The 2243-nt window shown below is 60.9% G+C and carries 3 protein-coding genes; all 3 read right to left on the bottom strand.

Annotated elements, in window-relative coordinates; translation table 11 throughout:
* Positions 1 to 869: PHB depolymerase family esterase (locus ACESMD_RS05275; RefSeq protein ID WP_372611016.1), on the bottom strand; the 869-nt coding region annotated here is incomplete at its 3' end.
* 13 nt (positions 870 to 882) lie between these two features.
* Positions 883 to 1299, bottom strand: a complete 417-nt coding sequence (locus ACESMD_RS05270) for a CopG family transcriptional regulator (RefSeq protein WP_372611014.1) — start codon at positions 1297 to 1299, stop codon at positions 883 to 885.
* 191 nt (positions 1300 to 1490) lie between these two features.
* The coding region (gene sucD / locus ACESMD_RS05265) for a succinate--CoA ligase subunit alpha (protein ID WP_372611012.1) at positions 1491 to 2243 on the bottom strand (753 nt) is incomplete at its 5' end.

The raw sequence follows: 2243 nt of genomic DNA, 5'->3' as shown, positions 1-2243 counted from the left end.
GCCACGCCGTGGGGCAACCCGGAATGCACGCCCACCGCCGCAAAGAGGTCCGGATAGGTCATGGCCAGCGTCGTCGCCATGGCCGCGCCCGCCGAGAGGCCTGCCACGTAGACCCGGCTCGCATCAAGCCCGTGCGTATCGATTATCTGACGCGTCATGCCGGCGATGATGGCCGGCTCACCACGCTCGCGCTGCTGGTCTTCGGCCTTGAACCAGTTCCAGCATTTCGATGTGTTTGCGGTTATCGGCTGGGCCGGATAGAGCACGCAACACAGCTGCTCTTCGGCCAGCTTGTTCATGCGTGTTCCGGCGGCAAAATCATCGGGATTCTGCGTACAACCATGCAGCATGACCACCAGAGGCAGTACCTGGCCGTGATAGCCGCTGGGGATATACAGCTTGTAATCGCGTGTACCGGCAAGATTGGTGAAGCTTCCGGTAGTGAAGGAGCCAGGCTTTGCTACCTCATTGGCGCTCCGCGTCGGCTCGGGTGGCACAACGGATCCTCGAAATTGTTGCCATTTGTCGCGCCACACAGAAGACAAGCCGATATTGCCGGCCGGGGATGCCTCGTTAGTGGCCTGGCGAGCGGAACTACACGCCGAAGATGGTCTCGCTCCCGAGGAGGGCCTCCTGGTCCCATGCGATAGCGGCTCATCACAAGATCGCTTCGACGTCACAACCTCCTCGTCGATAACGCAGCAGGTCCCCTCGAAGATGTTGCCTCCGGTGTGCTGTTTGTCCGGCGTTTCCTCACCCCTCGCCTCGGGAAGGGCGCCTTGAAGGATTGCCATGGCCTCATGTAACTGTCCGGCGCGCGTGAGACGCGTCGCTTCTTCCATTCGGCTCGTCATGCTGGTGTCGATCATCGTCAATATTCCTTCAGTGGATTCGATCTGCCAGCGCGGCCTTTACCGCCGAGCTGGCATTTAGGGCGCCCAACACTACCACCGACTCGATGGTGGCTCGGGCAAGCTCCGGTGACACATCCTCGGCAATGCTGGCCATGCCTAGAACTTGAATCTGCAAGGTTTCTCCGGCCGACTGCAGGGTTTCCAGATCCGCGCGACTGTAGTGCTCGAGCCCCAGCACGAAGGCCTTGCGGGTCACGGTCTCCCTGACCACCTCGGCATGGGTCGCCAATTGATTACGGATAGCCGTGCGGATCAGATCAGTGCGATTGGAATAGAACCCTTCCTGAACAAGCAGGTCGATTTGTCCCAGATCGACGACCCCCAGATTGATAGTGATTTTTTCGCTGGAGTCGCCTGTCTTGCGGCGCAGCTCATGCACGTTCATGCGTTATGCCTCGTTGAAAAAGAGCGGGAGAGCCCACGCAGCCTCCCAATGGAATCCATATACCATCCATATGGATGGTATAATAGGCTAACGCGATAAATTGTCAACGCCGCCGCTGCTGAAATAACCTCCTAAAAAAAGGGCATCCACCGGGTGCCCTTAAACGACCTCATTCCTGTTGACAGCGCGACCTACCAGCCGGTGACCTTCTTCAGGGCATCGCCGATCTCGGCGAGCGAGCGCACGGTCACCACACCGGCGTCCTCCAGGGCGGCGAACTTCTCGTCGGCGGTACCCTTGCCGCCGGAGATGATCGCCCCAGCATGGCCCATGCGCTTGCCCGGAGGCGCGGTGACGCCGGCGATGTAGGACACCACCGGCTTTGAGACATTGGCCTTGATGTAGGCGGCGGCCTCTTCCTCGGCGGTGCCGCCGATCTCGCCGATCATCACGATCGCCTCGGTGGCCGGGTCCTTCTCGAACAACGCGAGAATGTCGATGAAGCTGGATCCCTGGATCGGGTCACCGCCGATGCCCACACAGCTGGACTGGCCGAAGCCATGGTCGGTGGTCTGCTTGACGGCTTCATAGGTCAGGGTGCCGGAGCGTGACACGATGCCGACCTTGCCGGGCTGGTGGATATGGCCCGGCATGATACCGATCTTGGACTCACCCGGCGTGATGACACCCGGGCAGTTGGGGCCGATCAGGCGCACGCCCAATTCGTCACACTTCACCTTGGCATCGAGCATGTCGAGGGTGGGAATCCCCTCGGTGATGCAGACGATCAGCTTGATGCCGCCATTGGCCGCCTCGAGGATCGAATCCTTGCAGAACGGCGCCGGCACATAGATCACGCTTGCCTCGGCACCGGTCGCCGCCACGGCTTCCTTGACGGTGTTGAACACCGGCAGGCCCAGATGCTCCTGGCCGCCCTTGCCCGG

The sequence above is a fragment of the Halomonas sp. genome (assembly GCF_041689495.1).
Lineage (GTDB): Bacteria > Pseudomonadota > Gammaproteobacteria > Pseudomonadales > Halomonadaceae > Halomonas.
This window is presented reverse-complemented; position numbering and strand designations above follow the sequence as displayed.